Consider the following 26,869-nt stretch of genomic DNA (forward strand, 5'->3'; position numbering starts at 1 on the left):
TTTCCATGTCTCTATTGAAGTTGTGAAGAACATTTATTACATGGTAGCGTCTACCTGAGATAGCGGTTCAACGTTATCCTAACTATGAAGCATCAACAGAAATTAGCTTACAGCTTGACCTCATTAATCAGTATCAGCTTAATATACAACTTGATTACACCTGATTCTGCCATTCTTGCCGCACCACCGAGAAACCCAGACAAAACAGTAAATTGTGACATTTTAGTTGTGGGTGGCGGACTCTCAGGTGTAGCTACAGCTTACGAGGGGTTACTAGCAGGAAGCAAAGTTTGTCTCACAGAAATTACTGATTGGTTAGGGGGTCAAATTTCTTCCCAGGGAACATCTGCATTAGATGAACGCCCCACCCAACGCAGTCGCCAATTTTATTCTCGCGGCTACTTGGAATTGCGAAATCGCATTGAACGCAAGTATGGTAAACTAAACCCTGGGGACTGCTGGGTAAGTGACTCTTGTTTTCTGCCTCGTGATGCCCACACGATTATCAGTCATATGCTCAGAGATGCCGAAAGAAAGGGGAAAGGCAAGTTAGAATGGTTTCCCAATACAGTAATTAAGGATTTAGAAATTACACCCTCTACAGTTGACGGGGGTGGACAATTAATTAGTAGTGCGATCGCCATTCAACATCAACCAGTCCCAGGCGCACCACCTCATAACACCTTCACCTTATCTCAAACCATTGAAGATGCTTATCGTTACCAAAACTCATCTCGGTTTACTAAAAATATCATTCGCTTAGTTCCCCAAAACACACAAGGGAATTCTCCCAAATGGTACATCGTAGACGCTAGCGAAACCGGAGAAATTATCGCCCTGGCAGATGTTCCCTACCGTTTGGGTATTGACCCCCTCTCCCACCTCGAACCTTCTTCCTCCAGTACCAAAAACAATCCTTATTGTACCCAAGGCTTCACTTACACCTTTGCAATGGAAGCCACTAAGGAACCACAACCCCAGGAAATGCCCCCATTCTATCCACAGTATGCCCCATATTTTAGTTATGAATTACAGCGGTTGGCAAACTTTGACCTAGTTTTCACCTATCGCCGCATTTGGAGCCAGCAACAGGGAGCACCTGCAACATTTGGAGGTGTAAGGTTTTCGGCTCCCACACCAGGGGACATTTCCATGCAAAATTGGACTTGGGGTAACGACTATCGCCCTGGAACCCCTCAAGATAACCTAGTTTACACTCGCCAACAGTTGCAAGCTACTGGACAATTACAACCCGGCGGATGGATGGGGGACTACGAACCGAAAGCCTCCGCAAAGGTGAAGAAAATGCACTAGCCTACTATTATTGGTTAGTTGCTGGGACTACAGATTCACAACTTGGTACAGGTGTCAAGGAGCAACACACAAATCACCGTTTTATATCTGGGTTCAATTCCCCCATGGGAACAGCCCATGGCTTATCCAAATATCCCTATATCCGGGAAGGACGACGCATTATTGGCCGTCCCAGTTGGGGACAACCCGGAGGTTTTACCATTTGGGAAACTGATATTTCTCGCCGCAACTACAACGATGGATATTATCGTCGTACACTTCCTGCTGATATGTACCGCCGGTTACAAGCAACACTGGCTGGCTTAGAAGCCATATCCGTTATTATAGGTACAAAGCCACCGGAACAGGTAATACGGCGGACTCGTTCTACTATTTTCCCTGATTCTGTAGGTATTGGTCACTATGCCATAGACTTTCATCCTTGTATGGAGAAAAGCCCCCCAGAAAAGCCCGGTAATAGAGAACTTCCCGGAGAAAGGCGGGGTGCTGGTGCTGCTTATCCCTTCCAAATTCCTCTCAGAGCCATGATTCCCCAGAAAATCGACAATTTGCTGGTAGGAGGTAAAAGTATCGCCACTAGTCACATTGCGGCCGCTGCTTATCGGGTACACTCCTTTGAATGGTCTGCGGGTGCTGCTGCGGGAACCACCGCGGCTTTTGCCTTAAAAAATCAAGTTGCACCTTACCAACTGGTGAACAATTTACCCAGTCCAGAACCACAATTAGAGGCTCTCAAACGTCTATTAGAGCAAAATGGCAACCCGACAGCTTTTCCTGATACTTCAATTTTTAACGAAAACTGGGATAATTGGCGTTAATCTCACAGGGTTTCTTGAGGATTTGGGATGGGGAATTTTCCATTCCCTACTCCCTAGTCCCTGGACAATAGACTAAACTAGTAATTTGTAGGTGTAGATTTGTAAAATCCTGTTGGCTAACTGTTTTATGGTTACAAGAATTTCAGCAGCTGTATACGGCGCAGGTACAGCACCAACTGTAGATCCTGGACGGACTACTCAAGTCACTCGTAAAACTTATCCGAATTATAAGGTGATTGTTTTAAACGATGACTTCAATACTTTTCAACACGTTTCTGAGTGTTTGATGAAGTATATTCCCGGAATGACGGGTGATCTGGCTTGGGATTTGACCAATCAGATACACTATGAAGGCCAAGCTATTGTCTGGGTAGTCGCCAAGAAATGGCGGAACTATATCATCAACAGCTGCGTCGAGCTGGTTTAACAATGGCTCCCTTAGAAGCGGCTTAATTATTATGGGTAAACCCGCGAAAGACGCTTCTGTTAAAGATGGCAGATTAGTCTGGAATCACTCAACTCATATTTCTGGCCTCATCCCAATTTTAGAACGTCTCTGTCTGCAGGATGGGATTCAAACTGTCACCCCTGGTGTTATTGGGCGGGCTAAAGGTCACTGTCCAAAAATGCAACTGCGTGTATCTGTACCTATTCGGGGTGGTTATAAGGTCATAACCCGTCAGGGTAAAACTGTACAAGAGGTTTTTATCCTAACCACTTTAGATCAGGATAAATTTCAAGATACCATTGCGATCGCCATGAGAACTAAATCAGCTTCATAGTCCATTGTTAACTATTGCCTATTCTTCCACACGGCGGACTGAGAACTTGTGTAATGGCAAACTCAGGACACAAGAAAAAGTCAGAAAATACGACAAAGCAATAGTGATTTTCACAGACATGAGCGCGGTTTCCCAGTCAGGTAAAATCAACTTCTCAATACCAAAAGCAAAACAGTAAACTAGCCAGTAAGAGAAGCTCATTCTCAAGAGAATTTTCTCTGTTTCTTCTAGATTATCTTTTGGCTGTTTGGGATCCCAAAGTAATAGCAACCCTGCAATACAAGCAAAAAAGGATAGACAAACTACAAATTCATGGCACATTAAATTCATTGAATGCATCTGAATTGCTCTAATATTCTCCTGTTGAGATTCAGTCTAAAGGAATAATCTCGCCACCCCCAAAAAATATTTACAAACTGCAATAGAAGACTGTAATTAGTTTTAAGTATTGCTACAAAAGTTGTATTTACATTAATAATAATTTTTGCTACAATCTCAGCTAAAATCTAAATAGATGGGCACTGCTGCCTAGGAGAGGTTTTAACCAGCACCAATATTCACCAAGGTGCTAAAACCATCACCCCAGGTAATCAGATTAAGCAATGCCATTTCTTTGGGTCAGAAATTTTAGTTGATGATACATACAGCTGATCTGCGGTAAATTTGCACCAGCTGCTTGGGCTTTTCGTAAGGGGTTACCGAAAATCGCTTCTACCTCTAGGGGACGGCCTTCATCATAGTCAATTTTCATGCTGGTACGGTAGGGCTTCATCTTCACAGTATAATTCAGCATGGTTTGAATGAAGCTATCAGGGATAACTCGTCCCGAGGTTTTCGCCCCAGCTGCTACTTCATTCATTAATTGTTCAACTAATATCCGGGTGTGAGCATCTGTCATTAATTCGTCTGTTCTAGCATTGAGAATAACAGAGAGTCCATTGTAGGGTATATTCCACACCAGTTTTTGCCAACGCGCTAACAGTAAGTCTGTGGCTAATTCAATGGTAATACCAGCAGTTTCAAAGTCATTAGCAACATATTGTATTCTTTCTGTTAGAGGAGCGGGATCATATTTAGGGGTATATTCCCCCAAAGTAATTTTTCCATAGTCTAAGTGTCGAATATGTCCGGCTCCTACTTTATTGGAACACAGAAAACATAAGCCGCCGATAACTTGAACATTCTTGACTATTTGGCTAATATCCTCTTCTACACCCAATCCATTCTGCAATACCAATACTACGCCACCATCTTTTACCAGGGGGGGTAATAATTTCGGTAGTAAATGGTTTTGAGTTGTCTTGAGTGCCACTATTACTACATCACATTGTGGCATCTGTTCCACATCATTATAGGCCTTAACTTGGGGAAGGGTAAAATCACCGTCTTTGGATTCGATCAATAAACCAGATTTGCTCACGTGTTCGTAATCACTCTTGAGCAGAAAGTGGACATCGTAACCAGCTTGTTGCAATTTAGCGCCATAAAACCCACCTAAAGCACCAGTCCCGAGGATAGCGTATTTGCGATCGCAAACTGGTGTCAAGGAATCGCACATCTGTGACACACAGAATTCTTTGAGCATAATTATAAATGTATACTTAACTTTTTGTAATAAAATTTTAACCTATTTGAAAATAATTGAAATTTTGCTCTTGCTCAGGGAGAGGATGATGTTTTAGGACTTATGTACCTGTGACATAAAATTATTATTCCTATGATAATTTCTAGGAAAAACTTTAAATTATATTACATGAGTGGAGTAATCACTTCAGGCATATGCTAAGGTAAATTCAAATGTCTAAAAATACGTTCATTCTTTATTTTTAAGACGTTGACATTAATACCACCAAATTGATGCTTGATTTCAACGCCTTAGCTGAGTTCTCCCGTGACAATTGCATCGGCATTTGTGCATTTCTAGTCCCAGCCAACTTGATTACCTCCTTACTGACCATCATCCTCACAGTATTGCGTCGCCCAACACATCAAGTGTGGAAATCTGCGGGACTTGCTAGCATATTCGCCTTAGCGATGGTATTCCATGTATTTACTTGGTTCATCATTGGCGTAGTCATGTTACCTACTTATATATTGCTCTCCCTAGCAATTAGCGCCTTGGTAAGTAATTTGGCAGCCATTCTTTGGCAAAAGCGCCAGATTGGAACTCATAGTCAGGCTCAAAACGCTTGATAGGTTTTGCAGCAACCTTGACACTCCCACGGCTGAAAGCACGTGGGGTTATTGCTTTATCCAGCTAACCTACTTAGAGGAGTTTCCTCTCATTCCCAGAGGTTATTTCGTCCACAAGCTTTAGATTATGGGTGCAATACATCAGCCTTTAATTCTACAATAATGTTTAAATCAAGTCAATACTGAATTGCTCAATGTACCATTAGGTGCTATGTATTCATTCCCCGACTAAAAGTCAGTGGGCTTTGGTGCTTTTATGTTTGTAAAAGATAGTTCCCCACTCCTCAAACCCTGAAAAATTAGGCATTACAGCACTTGAATATGAGATGCAAAAATCACATTTCTTTAAATCTTGTTATCAAGTAGCAACACCTTTAATCGTGTATCCCGCCCAATAGTAAGGATGACTGTAAAGTTTTTCATGGGGAACAGTTTCAATACTTCTATATAAAGCTGCTAAATCAACTCCAAGTGTTCGTTCATCAGCAGTGAGATGATTTCGTAAGTCTTCATACCATTTTGTGAAATCATCCCCAGTCAGTTCTTTTAACCATAATGTTGCTTCATTTAAAGCCCTAACTGGGGATTTATTGATTTGTAGTCTTCTATAGAACTCAATCATCACTAAGGCTCTAGCAGATGATTCTACCGTCCATAGGCTACTTACCACATAAGGTACTCCTCCACAAAGAAAACCACTGGCTAAATCCACATATTCCCTGGTAATATTCTGGTGTTTAGTTACTGCACTTTCACCAGCCGCAAGAGTAACCAATTGATAACTATTTAAATTGCGATCGCGGATTTCTTCTAAGGTGATTTTATCTTCATCTACTAATACTAATGCAGATGTTTTTGGGTCATTGTAACAGTTGATAACACTGCCAGAAAAGTGAAAAATACTTTTATTAAATACAGCATTTTCTACTAAACTTTTGGTAGCATTAGCTCCCTGGATTAGTTGCGAGTTATTGAACATTTTGCTAATAATTTCTGCTTCCAATTGACCAAATTCTAGCGGAGGATAATTCGTGCTTTTCGCAGATTCGACACCAAGGAATATAGGATGCAGCAATGGCGATATACTTTGAGCTTGGACAGACAAACCTGTTTGGACACTGGGTAAATAGCTAATAGTCAACTTACTTGGTAATTCTTCCCGGGAGGGCGAAGACAGAGAAAAAAGGGCATGGAGAGGTAATCTATGTAAGTCCCGATGGGGAATTAAAATGACTTGGGTGATATCTTTGAGTTCTTGTATAACTGTGGAAATCTGGAGAATATTTTGGAGTTTCCCCAGCTTTTGTGTCATATCCACTCGCCAAACATGATGACTTCTGCTGTGTTGGTCTTCGCCTTGAGTCAGATATTCTTGGTATGAGTGTTCCCAATCTTCCAGACCAACGTTCAAATTTAATTAAGCGTCTTACAGCTTCCGCTAGAGGTACTTCATCCACAAGCAGGGATTTTTCTTCTAAGTCTGTTTTAACTACATCTTGTATGGGTGTAAAGACTAAAATGGGTGATGGCGCTTGATGTTTAATAATGAAGGTATGTAACGCCACTGGGCTAATATGCCAGTAAATAATTGCTGTGTGGGGATTGAGCAGTTGTTGAACCGAAGTGTAGTAGTGTGTATAAGTGTGTTCATGGGAATCAAATAATAGCCAATTTAAACAAGAATTTTTGCCCTGTTCTGCCATTTCCCAAGCTTGTACCAACTCGCCGCACTCTACCGCTAAATCAACTCCTAATTGAGCAATTCCGCTAAATTTGAGGGCTAGTTGTCTTCTACTCTCCTCAGAAGGAGTTGGTGAAATTAGTAATTGTGTTAATAAATCAGTGGCTTGTTGCTGTAGTTCTTGTGCTTGTGCTGTTTGACCTATGGCTAAATATGTTCTAATCAGAGACTGCAAAACCTCTAAATGCAATTCGCTAAACTCTGGTGTTGTTAAGGTTAACAGTGCTTGATTGTATTCAGCTATGGCTTGAGACCAATAATAACGATTTCTGGGCAGTTTTTTGCCTAAATCGTAATAAGTGTTACCTTTTTCTATATGCAATCTACCCCAACCTTCTGGATGGGTATCTGGCTGAATATATTTCAACCCTTCCTCTAAGCTGGCTAGTCTACCCTCATAGCCGCCCCGCTGCAAGGCAGGATTTTGTTTGGCGATCCCTGTTAAGGAACTTAACGGTATTTGGGTAGGTAAATGGCCAGCAGCTGTCGCTCGACCAATCCAAGCTTCCCAGTAGTCAAGTTTAACTTCTAAGGCGTGGTCGTAGGAAATGATCGCTTTGGCAAATCTGGCTAAATAAAACAGCGCCAGCCCCTGGTTATGCCAAGCTAAGTGAAAGTCTGGTTTGATAGCTATGGCCCTGTCATAGGAAGCGATCGCTTCTTCTATATTTCCTAACCTTTCCAAGGCAATGCCCCGATTATACCAAGCTAAGTATAAATCTGGTTGGGTGGCAAGTGCTTGATCCCAGGAGGCGATCGCTTGGTTCCAATTTCCTAAATTAAATAATACTACGCCTCGGTCAATCCAGACCTCATGAAAGTCGGGTTGAATGGCGATGGCTTTGTCGTAAGAGGTGATAGCCTCTAGATATTTCTCATCTATAGCCAAGGCTATACCTCGGTAATACCAGGTATATGGGTCTTGTGGTTCTAAATCCAGGGCCTGGTCATAACTAGAAATTGACTCGCCGATTTGTCCCAATTTTAGCAGCGCTAAACCTTTACCAGACCAAGCCTCCGGATTTTGGGGCTGAATTTCTATAGCTTGGTTAAAGGAGGCGATGGCCGCTTCAAATTCTCCTAATTCACCTAAAGTCACACCGCGATTATACCAAGATTTGTAATGATTGGGTTTTAATGCTACGGCTTGGTCATAAGAGGCGATGGCTTGTGCAAAATCTTCTAAATGAAATAAAGTTAAACCCTTGTTAAACCAATATTCAAAAGCATCAGGTTTGATTGCTATGGCTTGATTATAAGAAATTACCGCTCCTACCAAATCACCGGTTTTCCCTTGCTGAAGACCTTGATAAAAGTACTCTTGCGCTTGCATGTCATCGGAATCAGCAATAATAGCCGGTGAGAGATAATCTGCTAGCTGTTGGACTAAATTCATATTCTCATGCAGCTGCACGAACAACTCATGTAAGGTGTGCGCTACATTTGCATCTAAATTAACCAATAAATCTTGCCAATTTTCAGGAGAAGATACTATTGCCCCTCCTGTTTCTGACTTGATCATCTGAGGTTTTTCTCTTTGTGACTCCCAGAATATTGCCCTTAAATTGGCGATTACATCTTTCTCAAATGGGCTGGGCAGATTTGGCGCTGTGATTGTGGTTTCTTGATTTGTATATTCCGAGGTCACTTCTTCGGTATTGTCAGTCAATCTTTCTGAGGGAGAATCAAGGCTTGTTGCTCCTGTCGCCTGATATTCTTCTGTATCTATGGCTTGGCCCCGCCAGCCTTGAGAATCCCATAAAAACTCGCCATGGGTAGGGATTAACTCTTGTCCTCCAGAGTCCAGTGGCATATTTAATATTTCACGGCTTCTAGTTTCACTCTGTTTGCCATGTTCACCCCATCCTCCCGTTAACAAGCGGATACCAATTTCGTCAGCCAGTTCACTCACCTTGCCAATTCCCATCTGCCCTAGTTGTATCATCTGTCTTGCTAACTGACGATTGGACTGTGGTGATAACAGCAACTTTTCGCCAAACATCACCAACCAATTTATCCAGCGCTCAACACTGATACGATTCTCCATGCGTTGTAGATACTCAATCGCCCATTGTTTTCCGCGTCCTTGTTGTACACCTTCCAATAACTGGGTAAACAAAAATTCTAGATCTGCATTAGTTAGCTCAGGTAGTGGTTGTGCCACCTCAGATCCCCCTACCGTATTGAACGATGGAGTCGACTTATGACCCATGGGGTGCTTGAAAAACTTGTTAAGCCGCTGGAATAGCTGCGTGAGCATCTGTAACACTTTCCGATTTTGTCTTACGTGACATACTACCGTAACTGAATTTTTTTGAGAAATTCAGTGTAGGCTTCTCATCCAATCCAGCTAGTGCAGTGCCTAGGCCATGCAGGCTATCGGAGACGATGAGCTTTGTTTTAAGTCCACGCATGCCCTAGCGCCGACTGTAGATTTCTTAGCGATACTTTTTCGCTAACTAATGTTCACAAATACATAATTTGTGATTCTCTCTTAACCAAGGCCTATCAACCAATGCGCGCAGATAAATTCCTCGCGCACCATTCAACCCGCAATTTATGATTTTATCATCTATCCTAGATTTGATGATTTTAGACCCTCCTAGATTGTTGATAATTTCGCCAGTCCAACTTACCGTTTTTGATGTGTACGCTTCGTTTAGATCAACTACTATTTTGTCATATTCTTGAGCTTTGTGTTTGATGAACTGTTTGAATTTGTACTGGCTTAAAGTAAGCATTTGTCGGACTGACTTCGATCTAATTCTTCTCTTGGCTTTTCTAGACATAACAGATATCTCGAAAGTAGGAAGCAGAATTACATCAACCCAGCCCCTTACTAATAATCGCAATCCAAGTGGATAGAGGCTTATCATACACCCATAGGGGTGAAGTTAACCATATTTATATTTATCGCCCATCTCCCCATCACCGCTTAACTCCGATCTGTATTTGATTGACTAGCAGCATAATGTTGATTGATTAGTTCCTGGACAATCAACTGTGGATCGTCTGTTTCAATAGCCAGTTGCTGGGCAATTTGCTGGCGTAAATTCTCATCCTGCTGTAACATGACTAACAGCTGATCTAGGGTGACGGTTTGGGTTACTCCCTTGGTGGGTACAGTTGTGTTAAGGGCATATCCCTGTCATATTCCCATATTGGTTCTGTGGAAAGGCGTGTTAACAACTGCATTCCCACTTCATAGGCAACTTTTCCCACTTCACCAACACCCAACTCACCCAGATGCACTAAGCGAGCGGCTAATTCATTATTCGGCGTAGGTGATGCTAGCAATCTTTCGCCAAAGCGGCGTAACCATTGTATCCAATTTTCAGTAGAAACACGGTGTTCAAGATTATCTAGCCATTTTTGCGCCCAATCTTTTCCTCTGGCTTGATGGACACCTTCTATCAGTTCGTTGAACAGAAACTCTAAATCGCTATCTGTTAGCGGTGGGGCTGGTCTTGGTGCTAAATCATCTTCCGTATGGGAGTGAGTTCTTTGTCCGCCAAACCACCTACTAATTAGACCCTTCAACCATTGAATTAACCGCCTGAGCATTTTTTGCTACACCATTGAGTATTGTTGACCATTATACCAGCACAGGCAAGGCGATCAACACGCCCACAGACCAGCGCGAGGGAGTGTCAAATATACACAACCCATGTCCAAAAGTTTAAAATAGTTTAATCCCAAACTCGACTGGGTGCTGCTAACCAAAATTGAAAGGCACTAAAGTCTTCTATCCATGTCTTACGAACCCCTCCACCACAAGTATCGCCCAAAGAGTTTTGTAGAATTGGTCGGACAAGAGGCGATCGCTACCACCCTCACCAACGCGATTCGCACAGCTAAAATTGCCCCAGCCTATTTGTTTACTGGACCGAGAGGTACGGGAAAAACTTCCAGCGCGCGGATTCTGGCTAAGTCCCTAAATTGTCTCCACAGTGATCAGCCCACTGCTGAACCCTGTGGAGTGTGCGATGTTTGTCAAGGTATCACTAAGGGTTATTCCCTCGATGTGATAGAAATTGATGCCGCTAGCAACACTGGTGTCGATAATATCCGTGAGCTGATTGAAAAGGCGCAGTTTGCACCAGTACAGTGTCGCTACAAGGTTTATGTGATCGATGAATGTCATATGCTCAGTACCGCAGCATTTAATGCGCTCCTGAAAACATTAGAAGAACCACCAAAACACGTAGTTTTTGTGTTAGCCACAACAGACCCCCAGCGAGTATTACCAACAATTATTTCACGCTGCCAAAAATTTGACTTTAGACGTATTCAGTTAGAGTCCATGGTGAAGCATTTAAGTGCGATCGCCCGTCAAGAAAATATTCATATTTCTCCTGATGCTGTCACCTTGATTGCTCAAATCGCTCAGGGAGGATTGCGAGATGCGGAAAGTTTACTAGACCAATTAGCGCTGGTGACTGGTGAAGTCACCCCGGAGAAAGTTTGGGATTTGGTTGGTTCAGTCAGTGAACAAGACTTACTAACGCTATTAAAGGCGATCGCTCAAAACCAACCAGAAGCAGTTTTAGATTGCAGCCGTAAAATCCTTGATAGTGGACGGGAACCCCTAATTATTCTGCAAAATCTCGCCGCCTGCTATCGGGACTTACTCATAGCTAAAACAGCACCTAACCGCCAGGATTTAGTTACCTGTACCCAGCAAACCTGGATAGCACTGGTTGAATTTGCCCAGCAACTAGACATGACGATCATTTTACAGGGGCAGCAACACCTGCGCACAGCGGAACTACAAATTAAAAATACCACCCAACCGCGCTTGTGGTTAGAGGTGACATTATTAGGTTTATTACCCAGTGCTAATCTTCAAATCCAAACTGTGATTACACCTCAGCCAGTGAATCCGCCAGTTGTAGGTACAAATTATTACCCTGTTGTTTCTCCACCACCTCAGCCCACGAATCAAAATACCACCCTTAACCCAATATCTTCACATCAGCCCACAAGTGAAAATAGCACGGCTCATCCACCCACCATCACACCACAACCTCTCACTTCCCCACCAGCAAGTGGAACTACTAACCCTCCTTCTAGAGAGAAAGTGACCACACCATCAGAGTGTGACTTAACTCAAGTTTGGCAACAGGTACTTGTGAATATTCACATACCTTCCCGCAGAGCCTTACTTGGTCAAATGTGCCAGATAATAGAGTTTAATGGGAACTTGGCTCGTATTGCGGTCAAAGGTACTTGGTTAGACGCACTCAAATCTGATCTACCCATGATTAAGGCTGCTTTCCAAGAGATTTTTCAGCGGCAAATCGAAGTTTATCTCGAAAAAGGGACTTCTTCGACTGGTAACACCACAAGAACAAATCCTCAACCACAAAATTATACTCCCGTTGAGCAACCACCAGCAGCCAAATACAATCAACTTGTGTCTGACGCACCGCCGCCAGCTACACCCAAACCAGCACCAAGCAAAACCGAATCAACCACAGGTGTACATAAGGTGCAAACCTTGTCCCCGCCACAAATACCCACACCTCCGGCTGATTGGGGAACCGAAGAGGTGGAAAGCGCAGCCCAGCGTCTAGCTCAATTCTTCGATGGGCAAATTATCCGCCTCACAGGGGATGCATCAGACTTGTCCTGAAACCATGACTATATCTGAGTGGATGGACGAGTCAGAACTTGATGACGAATAAAAAAAATCCATCCAAATTTAAATTTGGAAATGGATTTTCAGTGTTAACTTGGCTGCAAAAAACTAGTTACCGGTTCCTGAATGCACGGTTTTTACCCATTTTAGACGTTTTGGTCTGAGGGACATCCGAGCAGTGGTACTGCTCATCACAACTAACCAGTGCAACATATACAAAGCACCACGTAGTGTTTGTAACAGCAACAGGAAAGATGTAGAAATATTAAATTTCTCATCTTGACGTATGCGCTTCAGTCCGGCAAACATACCCACAACAGACATACCCACGGATAGTGTAGTTACCGATCCTAAAATTGGTAGACGATGCCGAGCCAGGGCCATGAATAAATCTGGAATTGCTGCTGTGGGTAGGATATACATACTCAACATAAACATGAGCATATCCCAGGTTTTTCGCGTACCCATGCGGTTTCTCACAATTAGATCCCAGTAATCTAAATAGCGTTGATAGCCGCCTTCTGCCCAACGATTGCGCTGATGCCAAAGGGCGATGGCATTTGTGACACCCTCTTCCTGCACAGCTGGGCAAAATGTACAGTCAATGTCCCATTGGTTTAAATGTAGGCGCAAAGTCAGATCCAAATCATCCGTGATGGTTTCTTCATTCCACCCGCCACAACTTTCTAAGGCTGTACGCCGGACAAATTGACCATTACCGCGGAGTTCGCCAATACCACCCAGGGCTACACGTTGCTGCTGAAACCAGGTATCCAAAGCCATTTCTGCCATCTGACCTTGAGTCCAAAAATTTTCTTTGGCGTTAGCGATGGCTTTTCGCACCTGCACCGCCCCCACCTTTTCTCGTTGGAATAAAGGTACCACCTTGAGCAATAAGTCTGGCACTACCTGAGCATCAGCATCAAACACTGCGACAATTTCGCCCTTAGTCAATGGCAATACCTGATTTAATGCTCCTGATTTGCCGCCACTAGCTTGTGGAGAACGTCTGATAACCTTGAGTTGCTGATATTCTTGGGCTAGTTGGGCTAAGAGTTCCGGTGTCTTATCTGTGCTGTTATCGTCAATTATCCAGACTTCATATTGCCCACCTGGATATTCCAGATTGCAAAGATTCTTGACTAACTTGCCAATAACGGCTTCCTCATTTTTTGCAGCTACTAGCACAGATACACAGGGAAAATCTCCCTGGATGTTTTTGGCATAGCGCCGGGGTCTAGCAAATACCACCACTAAGGCATGAAATCCTAGAAGAGTGGTCAGTCCTAGAATCAATATTGAACCCCAAGAAGCTAAATGCAGAGCGATTGTACCGCTCCACACTACAGTCAACATGAGAGCAGCTTTGCGTCTACGTCCTTGAAACCGGGATGGTAGAGACATGGGATCCACCTCTACCACTAACTCCTGCTGATCTGCCGAGGGATCGGATAACACAGAGTTAAGTGGGTCAAGCTCTTCGTAATAATCATCTTCGGGCCAGGAATTCGCTGGCATAGGTTACTTGATTCAAAAACCAGTTGTTATACAGCTGAAAAAAAGCAAGGAATCCAACACTTGAGAGCGCTGATTTCTGCTTTTATTGCTTCAGCTTCTTTGTTAAAAGCCAATGCATATTAATTGTAACCGAATTTTTAACATTTCTTAGCACCAAATTTGGAGTTTCAAAGTATTTTGGATGATTTATTAGGTTTAGGTTTTACAGTGACCAGCCCCAAGAAAGTAGATTATGGGGAACTGTACCTTGTGAGCACTCCACCCTGTTGCCGTAACCCACTAAAATTAGTAAACACCTTCCTTTTGCAATTAGGAGTGCATGTGTGCCACAATCTGCTAAATGTTTGCTGATTGGCTCAACTGAGATTTATAGTGGTAAATCTGCAACTGTTTTGGGTTTGTCTCATCAGCTACAGCAAAAAGGACTAGATATTGCCTACGGTAAACCCCTGGGCACTTGTTTTAGTGCATCTGGCGGAACCTTAGTTGAGGAAGATGTCCAGTTTATTGCTCATAGTCTGAACTTACCAAAAAACCGTGTTGCGGCCACAATACTGGCTTTGGATGAGGTCAATGTCCAAAGACGCTGGCGCGGCGAAGACAACACCAATTATCGGCAGTTATTAAAACAGCAATATTTGCAAATTTCCCAGGGAGATTTAGTGTTGCTAGAGGGACCAGGTGATTTGACACAAGGCAGTCTGTTTGATTTGTCCTTGTTACAGGTTGCTGAGACGTTAGATGCGGCTGTACTGTTGGTAACACGTTATAGTTCACTGCTCTCAACTGGGGCGTTATTATCTGCCAAGCGGTATGTGGGCGATCGCTTGGTGGGAGTTGTGATTAATGATATCCCTAGCGAACAATTAGAAATAGTTGACGCTCAATTATGCCCGTTTCTAGAAAAGCAAGACATCCCTGTATTGGCCACATTGCCGAAAAGTGATTTACTCCGCAGTGTCAGCGTTGGTGAACTGGTAAACCAGTTAAAGGCGGAAGTTCTCTGTCGTCGAGATCGCTTGGATTTGATGGTGGAGAGTTTGGCAATTGGGGCAATGAATGTCAATGCGGCTGTGAAGTATTTCCACAAACGCCGAAATATGGCAGTAGTCACAGGAGGCGATCGCGTGGAAATTCAACAAGCCGCCCTAGAAACCTCTACACAATGCCTGATTTTGACTGGACAGCTGCCACCACCTGCCTTTATTCTCAGTCGTGCTGAAGAGCTAGAAATCCCCATCCTATCGGTTGACTTAGATACCCTAACCACTGTGGAAATTATCGACCGGACCTTTGGTCAAGTACGGGTACATGAACCCATCAAGGTTCACTGCATTCGCCAGTTGATGGCTGAGAATTTTGACATTGATCGCTTGTTATCTAAACTAGGCTTAACTCACCGAGGGACATTAGCTTAAGTGAAGCTGGAATCCCCCGTCTTTAGACGTGGGGAGTGTCCAGCAGCTATTGACCTACTGAAGCAAACATCATAAAAATGTAGCAAGATGTAACTATATTTGGCTGTTCACCTACACTCTGTTTGGTAGAATAACTGGGTTGTTTAATGTGATTACGTCCATCTTTGAGCCAGTCAACAGACCTTACCAACCTAGATACATTAGCGCAGGAACTGGCGACCATCCAACAAACGGGTTCTAAGCGAATCGCCTTGTTGGGTTCTCGTCATGTGCCAATTACGCATCAAAATCTCATTGAGATGATGACCTATGCCTTGGTTCTATCAGGAATCGGGTCATCACCTCTGGGGCTACAGGGACAAATTCAGCTGCCATTAAGGGAGCAATGCGGGCTGATCCCAATTTATTGACGGTGATTTTACCCCAAAGTTTGGAACGTCAGCCCCATGAATCACGCCAACAACTAGAGCAGGTGATGCATCTGGTAGAAAATTCCAGTAATGATAATCTGTCTTTAGCTGAAGCTAGTTACATTTGTAACAAGGAGATTATCTCCCGATGCCAGCAACTCATCTGTTTTGCTTTTCACGACAGTCGTACTCTGCTGCAAACTTGTGGAGATGCAGAAGAACAAAGAAAAGTTGTCACACTTTTCTACTTTGACTAAAGTGCAGTAAGTCCTCGCCCTGGTAATGATAGATATAGGAAACTGCGAATTGGTAACAGGTAACCACCTGTTACCTGTTCATCACAGCTAACTACAAATACATTGATTGGTTTAATCATGCTATCGCAACTGCCTGTGTCTGTTATTTTGTTGTATTCTATTGCTGCTGCCGCCCTTCTGATTTATCTGCCCTTTCTATTGGTAGCTTATGCGCGGGTGCGGATTGGCTATGAAGCCCTTGCTACTCCTCGCGCCATGTTTGATAAATTGCCCCCCTATGCTCAAAGAGCCACTTGGGCGCATCAAAACTCTCTGGAAGCATTTATGTTGTTTGCCACCGCAGCACTGATGGCATATGTAACTGGGGTAAATAATACTACAGCAACAGTGGCGGCGATCGCTTTTGTGGTGGCGCGTTTGCTATACTCAATTTTTTATATTTTGAATATACCCCTATTGCGATCGCTGATGTTTGCCATTGCCTCCCTGAGCTCTGCTACTCTGATTATCTCCAGCATCATTCAAGCCCAGAGTTAATTGGGCAGTAGAAATGCGGGTTGAAAATCACCGGTAAACCGAAAATCTAAAATTGTTTATGGCTTCTACATATTCCTTTGACATTGTGAGCGACTTTGATCGACAAGAGTTAGTGAATGCGGTCGATCAAGTTATGCGAGATATCAAAGGTCGTTATGACCTCAAAGATACTCAAACCACTGTAGAGTTAAACGAGCAAACCATTAATGTCAGCACTGACAGCGAGTTTACCTTAGATTCTGTTCACAACATCCTCCGGGAAAAAGCCGCCAAGCGTCAGCTTTCTCAGAAAATTTTCGAGTTTGGCAAAGTTGAATCAGCTAGTGGTAACCGTGTACGTCAAGAAATCACACTCAAAAAAGGCATCAGTCAGGAAATAGCTAAACAAATTTCCAAATTGATTCGGGACGAATTCAAAAAAGTACAAGCCTCAATTCAAGGTGATGCTGTACGAGTTTCAGCTAAAGCTAAGGATGACTTACAAGCTGTGATGCAGCGTCTGAAACAAGAAGACCTTCCTGTGGCTTTACAATTTACCAATTACCGTTAAACAACCTATGGGGTGGATTTTATCCACCCCATACCATTGTTTTCAAATCAGGTTCGATAGTTTTTCGCTAATTATTAACTAGTTAACTGCCTTCCGCATTAGCTGAGATTAAAGAATTTTGTGAGTGTGGGAATGCTGCTTAACATTGTCTTCTTTAGTGACAACTCTAGCGGCATTCAGTACGCGCTTACGCTCCGTTGAATATTGAAAATCAGTGTAGGTTGTACCTAAAGGAATGAGGGACTGTGCAGTTTCACGTCGTTTGTAGGTGCGAGCTGCAGCAAACACCCGCACAGCGAATTCTTCCCCAAACTGAGTCGAATCTGGAAAGCCATCTGGTAGCACAGGTGTATTCCCATCCAGAACAGATCCCAGGGTGGTTGCACAAGCCAGCTTATAGGAGGTGGGAATACCTTTGAACAATGCTTCTAAAGCAGCAGAGGGAATTGGTTCTACTACTTCCACTTGATAAACTTCCCCATCTTCCTTAATGAAGCAGGTTGATAGACCTATAACAATATAATCGTTAGCGGTGAGATCTGGTGCATCTTCATAGGAAATTGCTGTTGTCATAAAAATTTTCCCAACCTTCAAAATTACGATGTGTGCTTGAGTGCTACACTTGTCCGTCGCCTACAGCATGAGTTACAGTAGGCACGATACCTGACGGCAACAAGCAATGAGCTAAATCAAGGCTTGTGGGCATTCTAGCAATTTGTTCGTGTTACTACTTGATTAGTCATGAACTACCCCATCTTACTTCGTTGAAGATGGGGTTTCTACATCTCCATGAGTAAGACGGTTACGCCATAGTCATCTAATCTTTTTTGCTGTAGATATATTGCCGGGGGTAGATACAAAATAACTGGGTGTCCACAGTCTGATTTATCCATATAAATACGTATTGTTTGCCTTATGGTAATACATTTAATATTTCCGCTTCCTGAACATCAGGATTTACGAGTACTACTGGAAATTGATTAGGGTCAAATTTATACCCTTGCTGTTGTCTAATAATATGAGCTTGATGGGGGTCGAAATTCCGCTGAAATTCCCTTTGCAAACTCTCAACACGTTCTTCCATCAGCTTGACCTCAGTCTTAACTTCTCGCAACCTGTTTTGCTGTGTCCAATGATAAGGCAGAAGTTGTACCAGGGCAGATACTGCTGCACTGCACAGGACTAAGTTAACTGCTATTTTAGCTGTGGTTTCCAGGGCTATAACCTGGTAGGAACGTTGACGAAGATGCCGTTTTGGTCGAGGAGCAGCCCGGCGTTTTTGTATAGGTTGTACCGGCGGTCTAGACGGTTGAATGGCGTTCATTATGCTTAATTAAAAAACCTGACTAATTTCATGACAACTTCATAGAATGCACACTGACAGGGTTTACACCTTTACTTAGCTGTCATATTACTTCATTTTTCCGAAATTGCTACACGTATATTTAAAGTTAAAATGTTACTCTATATGGGCAAGTAGCTAGCATTTAAAAACTTCTAGCATTTAGCCACTAGCACCCCGTTTACCCGATTATTATTCTTTTATAAGATTATGTCAATTCCGAGTCATGGTTATTTTTTTCACAGGGTTTCGGGGATATGTAATCTTGCCTTGTTTTGAATAAATCTCCCAGATGTTGTCGGGTAAAATTGAAAGGTTTTCTATTTGACTAAAAGAATATACTTATAAAGACAACAACCAGGACTGGCCTGATTGTTGTTTGAGAGTGGGGCGATTTTGAATCTACCCCGGTTACCATGTCAGAACGTGGCGTTATTTATAGAGTTCTGTTGCTAAACGCCAAGCCAGAATTCCTGGAATCAGCGCTACAGCTAGAGCAATGTACACCTGAGTGTCTGATATAGGCATGGTCTGAACCCTCCTGAGCTTCAAATCAATATTGAACAGTTCGTTTACTACTTTTCACTGTTTTGCCAAGAATGTGGAATATCTTGTTACAAGATGCAACAAAAACAGTGATTTGTCATTAAAAAAATTTATAAAACTATGGATTTTTATTTGGGGATCGATTTCGGTACATCTGGGGTTAGGGGTGTGGTGATTAATCATGAAGCTTGCACCCAGGCAGAAATCAAGCATCCTTGGGCAGATGGGGCTGTTACTAACTTAGCAGATTCGTGGCATGGGGCTTTATTTCGACTGCTGACACAAATACCAGAGAAATTGCGGCGAGAAATCAAGGGGATCGCCATTAACGGTACTTCTTCCACAGTCCTGCTGTGTGATGCGGCTGGTCAGCCTGTAGATGCACCTTTATTGTATAACGATGGGCGGGGAGCAGTGGTGCTGCCGCAATTAAAAACTCTTGCACCACCGCAAAGTAACGTATTAAGTGCAACTTCTAGCCTAGTAAAATTGCTGTGGATGGTGCAACAGCCGAGTTTCAGCAAAGCGAGATATTTTCTGCATCAAGCCGATTGGTTAGGATTTTTGCTGCATGGGTATTTGGGAATTAGCGATTACCATAACGCTTTAAAGCTGGGCTATGACGTGGAAGAGTTGAAATATCCACAATGGCTAGAAAAACTAGAATTACCGATTCAGTTACCCAGAGTTTTACCCCCCGGTACTCCCATTGCCAAATTGCGCCCGGAAATAGCAACTCAGTTTCATTTCCCTGATGATTGCTTGGTGTATGCTGGTACAACTGATAGTATTGCCGCTTTCTTGGCTAGTGGGCGAATCCCCCGGGGAAGCTGTGACATCCTTGGGTTCGACTTTGGCGGTCAAACTATTGAGTCGTACCCGGGTAGAAGATGCACGATATGGTATTTATAGCCATCGCTGGGGTAACTTGTGGCTGGCTGGGGGTGCTTCTAATACTGGGGGGGCGGTGCTAAAGCAATTTTTTAGTGATGCTGAGTTAGAAAGATTGAGCAGCGAAATTGATATTACAAGAGCCAGCGAGTTAGATTATTATCCATTGTTGCAGCCAGGCGATCGCTTTCCCATTAATGATCCGGCTTTACCGCCGCGATTAACACCACGCCCTGAGAGTAGTGTGGAATTTTTGCATGGGTTGTTAGAAAGTATTGCCCGAATTGAGGCTAATGGGTATAAATTATTGCAGAAAATGGGGGCAGATAAATTAACTCGTGTTTACACTGCCGGGGGTGGTGCGGTAAATTCTACTTGGTCTCGCATTCGTGAACGACATTTAAAGGTGTCTGTGATGTCGTCGCTGCATAGGGAAGCTGCTTATGGTACGGCGCTTTTAGCCATGAGAGGGACTGATTTTTTTAACTAGTCACTGGACTGCACAAGTGTCACAGAAGATTTATACAGTTGCTCTAACAACCGATACAAAAAAGCTAACTGTTGCGCCAGTAGTAGTCGCTGTTGCTTGTTAACTTTGAGTTGGGTTTTGAATCCTAGTAGCATTTTGTCACCAAGCGAAAAGATGACAGGAACTTTCGAGCAAATGTCATTATTTATGAGTATTAGTTAAGGAAAGAGTAACTAGCTACTAACCCTCGATTCAACTGGGAAGCACCCATTAACTTTCTTGGTTAACCTTCTCAAATCTCCTGTTTGTCTGTCATCTCCGCCTGATGCTTTTCCTTTCCATGAATCCTTCTTCCAGGCTATGGCAAAATTTATAAGAGTCCTTCCAGAATTACTTGTCCCCGCATGACCGCAAATATTAGCAACCTCCCTAGTCTCTATGACCCATTTACCACCGAAGCCAGGTGGCAAAAATTTTGGGAAGAAAACCAAGTTTACAAAGCTGACCCCAATCAAGGCGGTGAACCTTACTGTATTGTGATTCCCCCTCCTAATGTCACGGGGAGTTTACACATGGGTCATGCTTTTGAAAGTGCCTTAATTGATACTCTGGTGCGCTATCACCGCATGAAAGGGCGTAACACCCTATGGGTACCGGGAACTGACCACGCCAGCATCGCCGTTCACACGATGTTAGAAAAACAACTCAAGAAAGAGGGTAAAACTCGCTACGAACTGGGGCGCGAGGAATTCTTAGAACGCGCTTGGCAATGGAAGGCGGACTCTGAGGGTACAATTGTTAATCAGTTAAAACGTTTGGGTGTGTCGGTTGATTGGACACGGGAACGGTTTACTTTAGATGAAGGTTTATCAAAAGCTGTTCTGGAAGCCTTTGTAAGTCTCTATGAGTCAGGATTAATTTATCGTGGAGAATATTTAGTGAATTGGTGTCCTGCTTCTGGGTCGGCGGTGTCTGATGTAGAAGTGGATAATCAAGAAGTTGATGGGAATCTTTGGCATTTCCGCTATCCCCTGAGTGATAATTCTGGGTTTGTGGAGGTGGCGACCACTAGACCGGAAACTATGCTGGGTGATACTGCTGTGGTTGTTAACCCCAATGATGAAAGGTACTCTCATTTGATTGGTAAGACCCTGACTCTACCAATTATGAATCGGGAAATTCCCATTATTGGTGATGAGTTTGTTGATCCCACTTTCGGAACTGGTTGTGTTAAGGTGACTCCAGCCCATGACCCGAATGACTTTGAAATGGGTAAGCGTCACAATCTGCCGTTGATCAATATTATGAATAAGGATGGAACTCTTAATGCTCAGGCTGGGGAGTTCCAGGGACAAGACCGCTTTGTGGCTAGGAAGAATGTGGTTTCTCGCTTGGAGTCAGAGGGTGTGCTGGTGAAGGTAGAGAATTATAAGCATACTGTTCCTTATAGCGATCGCGGTAAAGTCCCGGTAGAACCACTATTATCTACTCAGTGGTTTGTGAAAATTCGCCCCATGGCTGATCAAGCTTTAGAATTTCTGGACGGGCAAAATTCGCCGGAGTTTGTCCCCCAACGCTGGAGTAAGGTTTATCGTGATTGGCTGGTTAAGTTAAAGGATTGGTGTATCTCTCGTCAATTATGGTGGGGTCATCAAATTCCGGCTTGGTATGCGGTGAGTGAAACCGGCGGCCAAATTACCGATAATACCCCCTTTGTGGTGGCAAAATCAGCCGATGAGGCTTGGGAAAAAGCTAAAACACAATTTGGCGAAAATGTCAAGTTAGAACAAGACCCAGATGTGTTAGATACTTGGTTTTCTTCTGGGCTTTGGCCATTTTCAACTTTGGGTTGGCCAGAACAAACGCCGGATTTAAGGACTTATTACCCTAACACTGCTTTGGTGACTGGTTTTGATATTATCTTTTTCTGGGTGGCCAGAATGACGATGATGGCCGGACACTTTACTGGGAAAATGCCATTTAATGATGTTTACATTCACGGGTTAGTTCTGGATGAAAACGGTCAGAAAATGTCGAAAACTAAAGGTAATGGGATTGACCCACTATTATTAATTGACAAGTATGGTACTGACGCGCTGCGCTATACCTTAGTTAAAGAAGTGGCGGGGGCGGGTCAAAATATCCGCCTGGAATATGACCGCAAAAAGGATGAGTCGTCATCGGTGGAAGCGGCGGCGCAACTTTGCTAATAAGTTATGGAATGCGGCCCGGTTTGTGATGATGAATTTGGATGGACAAACGCCGCAACAGTTAGGTCAACCACTGGCTACAGAATTAAGTGATAAGTGGATTCTTTCCCGTTATCATCAAGTTATCAAACAAACTAGTAATTACATTGATAACTACGGTTTAGGGGAAGCGGCCAAAGGTCTGTATGAGTTTATATGGGGTGATTTTTGTGACTGGTATATTGAATTAGTCAAATCCCGGTTACAAAAAGATGCCGATCCCGCATCCCGCAAGGTAGCACAACAAATTCTTGCCTATGTCCTGGAAGGGATTTTAAAATTACTGCATCCCTTAATGCCTCACATTACTGAGGAGATTTGGCAAACTCTCACCCAACAACCAGGGGATTCTTTAGAAAGTTTATCTTTACAAGCCTATCCGCAAAGCGATAATCACCTGATTAATCCCGATTTGGAAGCACAGTTTGAATTGCTCATTGGTACAATCCGTACGATTCGGAATTTACGCGCTGAGGCGGATATTAAGCCAGGGGCGAAAATTACCACCAACTTGCAAACTGATAATCCCCAGGAACAGCAAATCCTCACAGATGGACGGGCGTATATTCAAGATTTGGCTAAGGTGGAGAATTTAACTATTGCTGGTGTGGGGGAAGCTTCTCCCGCAGAGGAACCCGTCCCAGAAATGGTGGAGAAAAAACCTCTGAGGGGTTTAAAGACAATTGCTTTAATTATTGTACTGCTTGTCTTTACTAGGATAGGTTTAGCGACGGGGAAGGCAATTTATGAAATTCCCTTAATGGGGAGATTTTTTGAAATAGTTGGTTTGGGTTATGCATCTTGGTTTGTTGTACAAAATCTCCTCCTAGCTGAGGACAGACAAAAGCTTTTCGCTGTGTTTTCTGCGCCACGCCATCCCAAGGAAATCTTACAAACAGAATTACAACAGCCACCAGCACCAGAAAATGCCATTGCTGGTGTTGTGGGTACTGTACAAGTGGTAATTCCTTTGAGTGGGGATGTGGTAGATATTGCTACTCTGCGGGCTAAACTGGAAAAAAGCCTCAACAAAGCCGAAGCTGAGGCTAAGTCTTTGAGTGGGAGGTTAAGTAATCCGAAGTTTGTGGATAAAGCGCCAGCAGAAGTGGTACAGGGAGCCAGAGATTCTTTAGCAGAAGCTGAGAAACAAGCTGAAATTTTGCGCGATCGCTTGCGTAGTTTAACATAGGTCTAATAGGTAATGGTGAAATATAAATTAACCATTACCTATGAACTTACAGCGCATTTTATCTGAGTTAGGTACACAAGGGCGACACCGATAGCTACCGCTTGCGTAAGCCATTGCCCACCCCAGAAGATTTATGATATTAATGTGTTTACTTTATTGAGTTTAAAAGTGCTGTAAATCATATTTTACTTTTACCCACGGCTGAAAATAAAGCCATGCTATATCTAGCTCAAGTACATAAAAAGAAATTTTTAGATAACTATCAGTTACGCTTGTTAGCACGTCAAGAAAGTCCAAACCTGTGGGTAATTATCCCTGAAGAGACTGTGATTTGTGTGGATGCAGAAACTAAGATGAGTGATAACTTGCTGGTTTTAGTGCAGCTTTCCCCTGAAGGTGATATTGAAAGTTTAGAAGATGCTAGGGACTGGGTAATAAATTTAGTGCAAACCTACCTCAGCATTGGTATGACACCAAAACAGTTAGAAGAAGAAGTAGAACTTGCCGAAAACTGGCGACAATCTCTAACTTTACAAAATCAAGAATTAGCTCGTCGTACTCTAGAACTAGAAGCACGTCGCGAACAGATTCAAGCCTTAGAAGAACGTCTTCGACGTGACAGAAATCGTCACCATGGAGACTCTGGTTAAACAATTCAAATCTAAGTTTATGTGGGAAAAAATCACCTGATCCCGAACCCCTCTCCTTGGTAAGAAGAGGGGGGTGTTAACTTCTCAGATATTGAGTTAAACTCTTGCGGTTTTAGCTAAGGGAAGAGCTTTAGTACTATCGAGTTCTTCGGATGCTAATAACTCGCGAATTAAACGCGCTATGGCTTTTTGGGCCAGGCGATTAGTAATTTGTTGACCCAACCGCTGTACACCTGGATTTACTAACAGTTGGGCCAGTTGGGGAGCTAATTCCACCGGATCAAAATCACGGTTTTCCCGAAGAATATTTAAAATGCGTTTAATATGGTCTAAGGTTTGTTGTTGCTCAACTGTGGCCTTTGGGATTTCGTGAACTGCTGTTAAACCTACTCTTTCTCGCAGGATATAAGTGAAGTTGTGCAGAACATTTTTGCCTACAGCATTAACTCCATTGAGAAATTCATCTACTATTTTGTTGCGAATGAATGCACCCCGTTCAGAAGAAAGAAACTCGACTCCCTGGTTTAAAACTAGATTGAAGTCGTAATCCTGATTTTTCTTCGCATTACGTAACAAGTTTTCTAACCGATTCCAACGGAATTTTTCATCTTTAAATAGTAAGTTTTGCAGTGATGTTCTTAATTGTGGTGCTTCGTCGGTTAACAGACGTTTCGCAACATAAGGATAGGCTTCGCTGAGAACTTTGAAGTTGGGATCTATATATATAGCGATACCTTCGAGGGTTACCAGGGAGCGAATAATTAAAGCGTAGTAAGGAGGTACGCGGAAAGGATATTCATACATCAAAGCTGAGAGTTCATCAGTGATGCTTTTAATGTTCAAGTCAGCAACGCTGGCTCCTTGAGCATCAGCAAAGACTCTTGCAAAGGCGGGAATTATGGGTGTTAAGTCGGTGTCTGGTGATAAAAAATCTAGTTTAACGTAATCGTTGGCTAAACCTTCAAAGTCACGGTTAACGACGTGAACGATCGCTTCAATTAAACCATAACGCTGGGGCGGTTGTACCTGACTCATCATGCCAAAGTCGAGATAAGCCAATTTCCCCTCTGGTGTGGCTAATAAATTACCTGGGTGGGGGTCAGCATGGAAAAATCCGTGTTCGAGTAGCTGGCGCAGGGAACATTGGACACCCACTTCAATCAGATAACGAGCATCTATACCTTGGGCGTTGATTTCGGCGGTTTGGGTTAATTTTGTGCCGCTTATCCACTCCATGGTCAGGACGCGACGATTGGTGTATTCCCAGTAAATTTTCGGGATGTAAATATCTTTTATGTGACCATATAACTCGAAAAAGCGTTCGGCATTTTCTCCCTCATGAATATAATCCATCTCTTCAAAGATGCGATCGCCTAATTCATCGAGGATACCAACTAAGTCACTGCGTATTCGTTTAACTTTATTTTTTACCCAAGCGGCGAGTTGGCGCAAAATAAACAAGTCAATAGTAATTGCTTCTCTTAAATCAGGGCGTTGGACTTTAATAGCGACTTCTTCACCAGTTTTCAATTTACCTTTATAAACTTGCCCCAAAGAAGCCGCCGCAATGGGCTGTTCGGAGAGTTGGGCGTAAATTTCCTCTGGTGGTGCGCCTAATTCTTCTTCAATAAATTGGTAAGCGATGGCGTTAGGAAACGGCGGTAATTGGTCTTGTAACCTAGTTAATTCTTCTAGATATGCGGGGGGAACCAAATCTGGTCTAGTAGATAAAGCCTGTCCGATTTTAATGTAAGCCGGCCCCAATTTCGTGAGTAGCTCTCGCAGTTGAACAGCTCGACGGGGGTCTTTTTTCACCACTATTCCCCGGCGGTTGTCCCACCACAACCCAAATAGAAAGGAAAGGGTCGGCCCTAAGACTGCGAAAATACGCCGGACAACTTTTAGGGGGCGCTGGCGATAATGTTCCCTAATCTCTTGGGGATCGTAAGGTATAGCCTCAGTATCGGACTTTTGGTTAATCATAGATTTTGGTGAATCAACAACTAAGGTTGATATGCCATTTTCTGTTAATACTGGAGTAACTTGTGGTTCGTCCTCGGTTTTGCGCGAAGTCGGGGAAAGTGTCTTAACAATCATGAAGGAAGCCACCGAGAGGATTAAGCATGTAAAGTATTGTAACAATAAGTTTACAAAGAATCATCCCTCAAACAGGGATAAATTAGAGTTTTTCCCCAAGTTGTCAGGGCGGGTTATCCACTCCAAACTACTAATAACTAGTAAAATGGCTTACTAGTTCAATAATATCTCGATATTCCCTATCCTCAACTGATACTTATAGGGGGAACAATTATAGACTTTCCAGAGAAAAGCGTTGTATCATAACAATATGCCCA

General features: G+C 43.1%; 15 protein-coding genes and 8 pseudogenes. 12 read left to right on the plus strand and 11 right to left on the minus strand.

Annotation, left to right across the window (positions count from 1 at the left end; genetic code table 11):
* Positions 1-84: 84 nt before the first annotated feature.
* From AC6IZ0_RS04415 to AC6IZ0_RS04425, 3 genes and pseudogenes are all read left to right on the plus strand, one after another.
* A pseudogene (locus AC6IZ0_RS04415) lies at positions 85-2,132 on the plus strand (FAD-dependent oxidoreductase).
* Between the two features lie 127 nt (positions 2,133-2,259).
* Positions 2,260-2,585 (plus strand): annotated as a pseudogene (gene clpS, locus AC6IZ0_RS04420) (ATP-dependent Clp protease adapter ClpS).
* Positions 2,586-2,590: 5 nt separating this feature from the next.
* Positions 2,591-2,914 carry a DUF2103 domain-containing protein gene (locus AC6IZ0_RS04425; RefSeq protein WP_497725227.1) on the plus strand — a complete coding sequence of 108 codons (324 nt, stop codon included), beginning with the start codon at positions 2,591-2,593 and terminating at the stop codon, positions 2,912-2,914.
* 18 nt (positions 2,915-2,932) lie between these two features.
* Here the strand turns inward: AC6IZ0_RS04425 and AC6IZ0_RS04430 are convergent, their stop codons facing one another.
* Together AC6IZ0_RS04430 and AC6IZ0_RS04435 are read right to left on the minus strand one after the other, a co-directional pair.
* Positions 2,933-3,253, minus strand: coding sequence for a hypothetical protein (locus tag AC6IZ0_RS04430; RefSeq protein WP_271733468.1), 321 nt, complete (start codon positions 3,251-3,253; stop codon positions 2,933-2,935).
* Between the two features lie 256 nt (positions 3,254-3,509).
* Positions 3,510-4,499, minus strand: coding sequence for a putative 2-dehydropantoate 2-reductase (locus tag AC6IZ0_RS04435; RefSeq protein WP_425332620.1), 990 nt, complete (start codon positions 4,497-4,499; stop codon positions 3,510-3,512).
* 272 nt (positions 4,500-4,771) lie between these two features.
* On the opposite strand from AC6IZ0_RS04435, the gene AC6IZ0_RS04440 reads away from it, so the two are divergent.
* Positions 4,772-5,107, plus strand: a complete 336-nt coding sequence (locus tag AC6IZ0_RS04440) for a hypothetical protein (protein ID WP_497725228.1) — start codon at positions 4,772-4,774, stop codon at positions 5,105-5,107.
* A 358-nt stretch (positions 5,108-5,465) separates the two neighbouring features.
* Here AC6IZ0_RS04440 and AC6IZ0_RS04445 read toward each other — a convergent pair.
* The 3 genes and pseudogenes from AC6IZ0_RS04445 to AC6IZ0_RS04455 form a co-directional block, all read right to left on the minus strand.
* A pseudogene (locus tag AC6IZ0_RS04445) lies at positions 5,466-9,108 on the minus strand (CHAT domain-containing protein).
* 199 nt (positions 9,109-9,307) lie between these two features.
* A complete protein-coding gene (locus tag AC6IZ0_RS04450; RefSeq protein WP_497725229.1) occupies positions 9,308-9,724 on the minus strand; it encodes a zinc ribbon domain-containing protein in 417 nt (138 codons plus the stop codon).
* A 59-nt stretch (positions 9,725-9,783) separates the two neighbouring features.
* A pseudogene (locus AC6IZ0_RS04455) lies at positions 9,784-10,412 on the minus strand (hypothetical protein).
* A gap of 187 nt (positions 10,413-10,599) precedes the next feature.
* On the opposite strand from AC6IZ0_RS04455, the pseudogene AC6IZ0_RS04460 reads away from it, so the two are divergent.
* Positions 10,600-12,535 (plus strand): annotated as a pseudogene (locus tag AC6IZ0_RS04460) (DNA polymerase III subunit gamma/tau).
* Positions 12,536-12,597: 62 nt separating this feature from the next.
* On the opposite strand, the gene AC6IZ0_RS04465 reads toward AC6IZ0_RS04460, so the two are convergent.
* Positions 12,598-14,007: a glycosyltransferase family 2 protein gene (locus AC6IZ0_RS04465; RefSeq protein WP_271733475.1), complete on the minus strand. Its 1,410-nt coding sequence runs from the start codon at positions 14,005-14,007 to the stop codon at positions 12,598-12,600.
* 323 nt (positions 14,008-14,330) lie between these two features.
* Here AC6IZ0_RS04465 and AC6IZ0_RS04470 point away from each other — a divergent pair, with 323 nt between their 5' ends.
* The 4 genes and pseudogenes from AC6IZ0_RS04470 to AC6IZ0_RS04485 all read left to right on the plus strand — a co-directional run bounded on the left by AC6IZ0_RS04470 (position 14,331) and on the right by AC6IZ0_RS04485 (position 17,179).
* Entirely contained in the window at positions 14,331-15,425 is a 1,095-nt protein-coding gene (locus AC6IZ0_RS04470) for a phosphotransacetylase family protein (protein ID WP_497725230.1), read from the plus strand.
* Between the two features lie 164 nt (positions 15,426-15,589).
* Positions 15,590-16,092, plus strand: a pseudogene (locus AC6IZ0_RS04475) (DNA recombination-mediator protein A).
* A gap of 117 nt (positions 16,093-16,209) precedes the next feature.
* The gene (locus tag AC6IZ0_RS04480) at positions 16,210-16,629 is read left to right on the plus strand and encodes an MAPEG family protein (protein ID WP_497725231.1); all 420 of its coding nucleotides are present in this window, start codon (positions 16,210-16,212) and stop codon (positions 16,627-16,629) included.
* 58 nt (positions 16,630-16,687) lie between these two features.
* Entirely contained in the window at positions 16,688-17,179 is a 492-nt protein-coding gene (locus tag AC6IZ0_RS04485; protein WP_271733479.1) for a YajQ family cyclic di-GMP-binding protein, read from the plus strand.
* 108 nt (positions 17,180-17,287) lie between these two features.
* Here AC6IZ0_RS04485 and AC6IZ0_RS04490 read toward each other — a convergent pair whose 3' ends face one another.
* The 3 genes from AC6IZ0_RS04490 to psaM form a co-directional block, all read right to left on the minus strand.
* Complete coding sequence (locus AC6IZ0_RS04490; protein ID WP_271733481.1) at positions 17,288-17,752, minus strand: hypothetical protein; 465 nt, start codon at positions 17,750-17,752, stop codon at positions 17,288-17,290.
* A gap of 340 nt (positions 17,753-18,092) precedes the next feature.
* Positions 18,093-18,503 (minus strand): slr1601 family putative cell division protein, encoded by a 411-nt coding sequence (locus AC6IZ0_RS04495; RefSeq protein WP_271733482.1) that lies wholly within the window; start codon positions 18,501-18,503, stop codon positions 18,093-18,095.
* Between the two features lie 450 nt (positions 18,504-18,953).
* The gene (psaM, locus tag AC6IZ0_RS04500) at positions 18,954-19,049 is read right to left on the minus strand and encodes a photosystem I reaction center subunit XII (RefSeq protein ID WP_006196319.1); all 96 of its coding nucleotides are present in this window, start codon (positions 19,047-19,049) and stop codon (positions 18,954-18,956) included.
* 138 nt (positions 19,050-19,187) lie between these two features.
* Between psaM and AC6IZ0_RS04505 the strand changes: the two are divergent.
* A pseudogene (locus AC6IZ0_RS04505) lies at positions 19,188-20,448 on the plus strand (FGGY-family carbohydrate kinase).
* On the opposite strand, the gene AC6IZ0_RS04510 reads toward AC6IZ0_RS04505, so the two are convergent.
* Entirely contained in the window at positions 20,445-20,582 is a 138-nt protein-coding gene (locus AC6IZ0_RS04510) for a hypothetical protein (RefSeq protein ID WP_497725232.1), read from the minus strand. The pseudogene AC6IZ0_RS04505 and the gene AC6IZ0_RS04510 overlap by 4 nt on opposite strands.
* 249 nt (positions 20,583-20,831) lie before the next feature.
* Between AC6IZ0_RS04510 and AC6IZ0_RS04515 the strand changes: the two are divergent.
* Positions 20,832-23,865 (plus strand): annotated as a pseudogene (locus AC6IZ0_RS04515) (valine--tRNA ligase).
* Between the two features lie 215 nt (positions 23,866-24,080).
* The gene (locus tag AC6IZ0_RS04520) at positions 24,081-24,515 is read left to right on the plus strand and encodes an HmpF-related protein (protein ID WP_497725233.1); all 435 of its coding nucleotides are present in this window, start codon (positions 24,081-24,083) and stop codon (positions 24,513-24,515) included.
* A gap of 96 nt (positions 24,516-24,611) precedes the next feature.
* Here AC6IZ0_RS04520 and AC6IZ0_RS04525 read toward each other — a convergent pair whose 3' ends face one another.
* Positions 24,612-26,612 carry an ABC1 kinase family protein gene (locus AC6IZ0_RS04525; RefSeq protein ID WP_497725234.1) on the minus strand — a complete coding sequence of 667 codons (2,001 nt, stop codon included), beginning with the start codon at positions 26,610-26,612 and terminating at the stop codon, positions 24,612-24,614.
* Positions 26,613-26,869: the final 257 nt, after the last annotated feature.

The organism is Anabaenopsis sp. NIES-4685 (assembly GCF_059725405.1).

Bases quoted from the DNA above. Each gene is read 5' to 3' on its own strand.
- AC6IZ0_RS04435 (WP_425332620.1), bottom strand. From the start codon at position 4,499: ATGCTCAAAGAATTCTGTGTGTCACAGATGTGCGATTCCTTGACACCA.
- AC6IZ0_RS04495 (WP_271733482.1), bottom strand. From the start codon at position 18,503: ATGAACGCCATTCAACCGTCTAGACCGCCGGTACAACCTATACAAAAA.
- AC6IZ0_RS04525 (WP_497725234.1), bottom strand. From the start codon at position 26,612: ATGATTGTTAAGACACTTTCCCCGACTTCGCGCAAAACCGAGGACGAA.
- AC6IZ0_RS04425 (WP_497725227.1), top strand. From the start codon at position 2,591: ATGGGTAAACCCGCGAAAGACGCTTCTGTTAAAGATGGCAGATTAGTC.
- AC6IZ0_RS04480 (WP_497725231.1), top strand. From the start codon at position 16,210: ATGCTATCGCAACTGCCTGTGTCTGTTATTTTGTTGTATTCTATTGCT.
- AC6IZ0_RS04440 (WP_497725228.1), top strand. From the start codon at position 4,772: ATGCTTGATTTCAACGCCTTAGCTGAGTTCTCCCGTGACAATTGCATC.
- psaM (WP_006196319.1), bottom strand. From the start codon at position 19,049: ATGCCTATATCAGACACTCAGGTGTACATTGCTCTAGCTGTAGCGCTG.
- AC6IZ0_RS04490 (WP_271733481.1), bottom strand. From the start codon at position 17,752: ATGACAACAGCAATTTCCTATGAAGATGCACCAGATCTCACCGCTAAC.
- AC6IZ0_RS04465 (WP_271733475.1), bottom strand. From the start codon at position 14,007: ATGCCAGCGAATTCCTGGCCCGAAGATGATTATTACGAAGAGCTTGAC.
- AC6IZ0_RS04450 (WP_497725229.1), bottom strand. From the start codon at position 9,724: ATGATAAGCCTCTATCCACTTGGATTGCGATTATTAGTAAGGGGCTGG.
- AC6IZ0_RS04520 (WP_497725233.1), top strand. From the start codon at position 24,081: ATGCTATATCTAGCTCAAGTACATAAAAAGAAATTTTTAGATAACTAT.
- AC6IZ0_RS04430 (WP_271733468.1), bottom strand. From the start codon at position 3,253: ATGCATTCAATGAATTTAATGTGCCATGAATTTGTAGTTTGTCTATCC.
- AC6IZ0_RS04485 (WP_271733479.1), top strand. From the start codon at position 16,688: ATGGCTTCTACATATTCCTTTGACATTGTGAGCGACTTTGATCGACAA.
- AC6IZ0_RS04510 (WP_497725232.1), bottom strand. From the start codon at position 20,582: ATGCTACTAGGATTCAAAACCCAACTCAAAGTTAACAAGCAACAGCGA.